This window comes from Chamaesiphon sp. OTE_8_metabat_110 (assembly GCF_031382685.1).
In the GTDB taxonomy this organism is placed as follows: domain Bacteria; phylum Cyanobacteriota; class Cyanobacteriia; order Cyanobacteriales; family Chamaesiphonaceae; genus Chamaesiphon.
Window position 1 is genome coordinate 1 of record NZ_JANMZA010000102.1, and the last position, 4,502, is coordinate 4,502.

The following is a 4,502-nucleotide window of genomic DNA, read 5'->3' on the forward strand; positions in this document are numbered from 1 at the left end:
GGGGGGGCTGTGCCCACCATCCTCATGACCCCCCTTTTTTTGCGATGCCCGCCTCCGGGTAATATTTTTTTCTGCCCGGGTTGGCGGACTTCGCATCACTAGCACCGATTTAAATCGAGTGCGGTGCTAGAGGGGAGCAAATATCGTTAACCCGAATTCACGTTAATGTGACTCTTGGCGCTCGGTAATTGCGGCTCTGACGACAATCACAGTGCAATCCGAACCCCGCGCGATCGCATTGGGAATATTGCCTTGAATGCTTTGCTTGAGTAAGCTTTCCCGACTTGCGCCGAGGATAATGGCATCGCATTGTTGCTCGATCGCAAAATCGATCGCCGCGCTGGGGATGTCATCAGCGTGGAGGGTGGCGATATTGGCGACTGTACCTGTAGATTGGCGGATAAAATCTGCCGCAGTATTTAAACTGCCCAGATCTGGGCGATCGTCTGTCGGCGCAAAGACTTGACACAGATGGATTGATGATTCGCGATTGAGGGCAATTAGCGCGGGCAATAATTGCAAAGCATACTCCGTATTCGGCCCACCCGCGATCGGTACCAGCCAACGATGGAGGTGAGTCAGCCGCACCATTGCATCCAGCGCGCTCGATTCGCCAACAACCATCTGGGATTGCAGTCGCGCCCCCAGCTTGACGAGCATCACATGGCACGGCGCTTGCCGGATCGCCGTATCGACCGTACTCCCAAAAATCATGCCGGGAGTCGCGGTTTTGCCGTGCCAACCCATACAGAGGAGATCGATATGTCGATCGCGAGTAATCTCTAAAATCGTGGCGGCGACATTGTGGGTGACGCGGATTTGGGTATGCACGGAGATGCCCAAAGTTTGACCCAAAGCGGTGGCGCGATCGCACAATTGGCGACTAGCACTCAGATCTACGGGCGTTTCGGCTGGAATCCGCGCGCGGGGAATGACGATCGCGTGCAGGCATTCTAGTTCGTAGTTGGATTTGAGCGCGATCTCAGCGGCCAAACGCAGCAGGATATCTGCCGTCTGGGGGTTGCTCAGCGGCACTAGCAGCCGCCCGCGCCCCGTGGCGGGACTTTGAGTACGATACACCAAATAAGACGGCTCAGAACGGGTTTTGAGCGGGCTGACGGTACTACTGACCCGCTCGGCTTCGACCCGAATAATATCGGCGCGAGTAATGATGCCGACCAGTTTGCGACCTTCAACAACGGGCAATCTCCCGATTTGATGACGATCGAGCAGATACAATACTGAAGTGAGTGGATCTTGCGGTCTGACGGCAATTACCCGCTGCGTCATCAGCGTGGAAATCGGTGTCTGACGCTCCCAGTGTTCCTGCTGGATGAGTGCCAAATCGCGTTGGGTGAGAATGCCGACTAATTTACCATCATCGACGATCGGAAATCCCCGATGCGAAGAAGCGGCAAAGGCTTGGAGTGCGGCGGCGATCGTCATTTGACTGGAGAGGGTTTCGACGCGCCGCTGCATCAAATCGGCAGCAGTCAAACCGACCCAGCTTTGTTGTGCTAAGTCGGGGAGATTGAGGTTAATCCCCTTGCCGATCAGTAAATGTTGATAAATAGAACCAGGAAATAGTTTTTCCGCCACCAGATAGGCGACCACCGAGCCGAGCATCAACGGTAAGATGAGGTCAAATTGGGCGGTCATTTCCCAGACGATCGCGATCGCCACCATCGGACGGTGGGTGATGGCACTAAACACCGCACTCATCCCCGTTAAAGCATAAACAGTCGGCGAACTCAGCACCAAATCGATCGGCAATAGCCCCTGTGCGTAACCGCTTTGCGCCCCCGTGGCGACCAGATCGCCCAAAGCTGCACCTAAAATCAGACTGGGTGCAAACAACCCTCCCGGGGCACTAGCACCAAACGCCACGCAACACAACACAAATTGACCGCCCAAAATCCAAGCGGCGTTCTGCCAGTCGATCCGACCGATAATCGCAAAATCTTGGAGATCTTTGCTCGTAAGTAACGCATAGGGCAAAATAATGCTCAGAATGCCCGTTATCCCACCCGCAACAGCCAATTTAACGGCGAGAGAGCGAGCGCGAAACTGCCACCGATAAAACTTTAAACTCGCGAGGAGACTGCGATTGCACAATACCCCCAACAATCCCGCCAGCACTCCCACGCCGATTAGCAGGGGAATCTCTGCTAGCGAAAACTGAATCTGGATGTGACTCAGATCGGGAACCATCCCCCGTCCGCCAATCGCTCGCGCAATGACACCCCCCACCACTGCGGCAATAATCGCCGTTCCTAAAGTCAGATCCGAGACATCTTGCAACAATTCCTCGATCGCAAATAGCACGCCTGCAATCGGGGCATTAAAACTTGCTGCCAGCCCCGCCGCCGCTCCAGCGGCGATTAGTTGACGTTGATGCGTCGGCGATGTCTGCGTCCAATAGCTCAATTGAGCGGCTAAGGCGGCACCGATCTGTACCGTCGGCCCCTGCCGCCCCAACGCAAAACCAGAACCCAGTGACAGAGCGGTACTGACCCACTTAACTACTGCTACCCGCAGATCTAAGGCGATCGGGAAATAGCCCAACGCCGCCTTGACTTGCGGAATCCCACTCCCCGCCGCCTCTGGAGCCAGTCGCTCGACCAATAAACCGCTCAGATACCCCCCACAAATACCGATCGGCGGTAACACCAGCCACGGTGAAAACGTCCCCGCCACATCTACCCGCCATGCCTCCAACCATACCACCGATTGTTTTAGCCCCACTGCGGCTAGCGCCGAGACAATCCCGATCGCGCAAGCCTCGATAATCGCGATCGATTTGGGGCGCGATAGTTGTCGTAATTGTCGATCGATCCACATCCAGTTTGGGCTTTCCAGCAGTTATGGTGATAAGCAAGACTTATTGAAAGGGTAAAGGGTAAAGGGTAAAGGGTAAGAGGTAAGAGGTAAGAGCGATCGGCATATAATTTGGTCATTTTCCCCAAACTAGCAGGAGAGCCACGGTTTTGAAGCATGTCACCGATCCGTCCCATCTGTCTAAGGATAACTCGATTCTTGTACCCTCTATAGTTTCCCCTAAAGCCTAAAGCCTAAAGCCTCTGAGATCGAAGCCCGATCGAAAACTGCGCTAAAATAGTCTAACTAATCATTCCACCGTAACAACCATGACTCGCGCAATTATCGAAACCGCAAAAGGAAACATCAATATCCAGTTCTTTGATGCTGATGCTCCCAAAACAGTCAAGAACTTTGTCGATTTGGCGGAAAAAGGTTTTTACGACGGGTTAACTTTTCACCGTGTCATTCCCAACTTCATGATTCAAGGCGGCTGCCCTCAAGGTACTGGTACTGGCGGCCCCGGCTATAAAATTAATTGTGAGATCAACCGCAATTTACACGAAGCTGGCTCTTTATCGATGGCACATGCAGGTAAAAATACTGGCGGTAGTCAATTCTTTATCTGTCATTCACCACAGTCCCATTTAGATGGCGTCCATACCGTATTTGGTAAAACCGAAGACATGGATGTCGTTAATGCAATTAAAGGTAGCGACAAGATGGTCTCTGTCAAAATTATCCACGATTAAGTTGAGATGGGAGTGGGGAGTTGGGAGTTGGGAGATAGAGGGGACTGGGGGACTGGGGGACTGGGAGACTGGGAGACTGGGAGACTGGGAGACGGGATTGCACAATTACCTCTTACCTCTTACCTCTTACCTCTTACCCATTATTACCCTCCCATCTCCCATCTCCCCTCTCCCATCTCAAAAATGAGTAAAATTCTTCAGATTTCCGAAATTGGTAGTCCGATTTTACGTCAAACAGCGAGTGTAATTACTCATCTGCCAGACCCAAAACTGAATGAGACGATCGCGGATCTGATGGTAACTTGTGAAGCGGCAAATGGTGTCGGGATCGCGGCACCGCAAGTTGGTGCATCCGTGAGATTATTTATAGTCGCTTCGCGTCCGAGTCCGCGCTATCCGCACGCACCGACGATGGCACCGACGGCGATGATTAATCCCCAAATTATCGATCGATCTGGGGAGCTGGTTGCTGGCTGGGAGGGCTGTTTGAGCGTACCGGGAACTCGCGGTTTGGTGTTACGCGATCGGGCGATCGAGGTCGCATATCTCACCCCACACGGCGAACTAGTTACCCAAGAACTAACCGATTTTGTCGCCCGAATTTTTCAACACGAACTCGATCATTTAGATGGAATTTTATTTCCCGATCGAGTCCCAAATCCCACCGATCTGATCCCTGAAGCCGAATACCTGAAAATCGCTTTTGGTTAATAATTTAATTATCAATTATCAATTATCAATTATCAATTACCTAGCGCCGCTACTTAAAAACTTAAACGTGACTAAGAAGCAACAAATGTTGACGATCGCGATCGCCATTGCTCCCATCAACAATCCTTTGCTAAAACCTTTAACTCGTCGTTTAACCGACCACCGTAATAACGGTAAAATATAAATTAGTTGGATCGCCCCGATCGAAAAAACCACCGACAT

4 protein-coding genes are annotated in these 4,502 nt (G+C 52.0%); 2 read left to right on the forward strand and 2 right to left on the reverse strand.

All coding sequences use genetic code 11. The features are described from left to right. Positions 1 to 162: 162 nt before the first annotated feature. Positions 163 to 2,841, reverse strand: coding sequence for a chloride channel protein (locus tag RMO52_RS03710; RefSeq protein WP_310410952.1), 2,679 nt, complete (start codon positions 2,839 to 2,841; stop codon positions 163 to 165). Between the two features lie 305 nt (positions 2,842 to 3,146). Between RMO52_RS03710 and RMO52_RS03715 the strand changes: the two genes are divergently transcribed. Further along, positions 3,147 to 3,569 (forward strand): peptidylprolyl isomerase, encoded by a 423-nt coding sequence (locus RMO52_RS03715; protein ID WP_309741974.1) that lies wholly within the window; start codon positions 3,147 to 3,149, stop codon positions 3,567 to 3,569. A gap of 183 nt (positions 3,570 to 3,752) precedes the next feature. Beyond that, a complete protein-coding gene (gene def, locus RMO52_RS03720) occupies positions 3,753 to 4,280 on the forward strand; it encodes a peptide deformylase (RefSeq protein ID WP_310410955.1) in 528 nt (175 codons plus the stop codon). A gap of 36 nt (positions 4,281 to 4,316) precedes the next feature. Here def and RMO52_RS03725 read toward each other — a convergent pair. Next, the coding region (locus RMO52_RS03725; protein ID WP_310410958.1) for a hypothetical protein at positions 4,317 to 4,502 on the reverse strand (186 nt) is incomplete at its 5' end.

Bases quoted from the DNA above. Each gene is read 5' to 3' on its own strand.
- RMO52_RS03710 (WP_310410952.1), bottom strand. From the start codon at position 2,841: ATGTGGATCGATCGACAATTACGACAACTATCGCGCCCCAAATCGATC.
- RMO52_RS03715 (WP_309741974.1), top strand. From the start codon at position 3,147: ATGACTCGCGCAATTATCGAAACCGCAAAAGGAAACATCAATATCCAG.
- def (WP_310410955.1), top strand. From the start codon at position 3,753: ATGAGTAAAATTCTTCAGATTTCCGAAATTGGTAGTCCGATTTTACGT.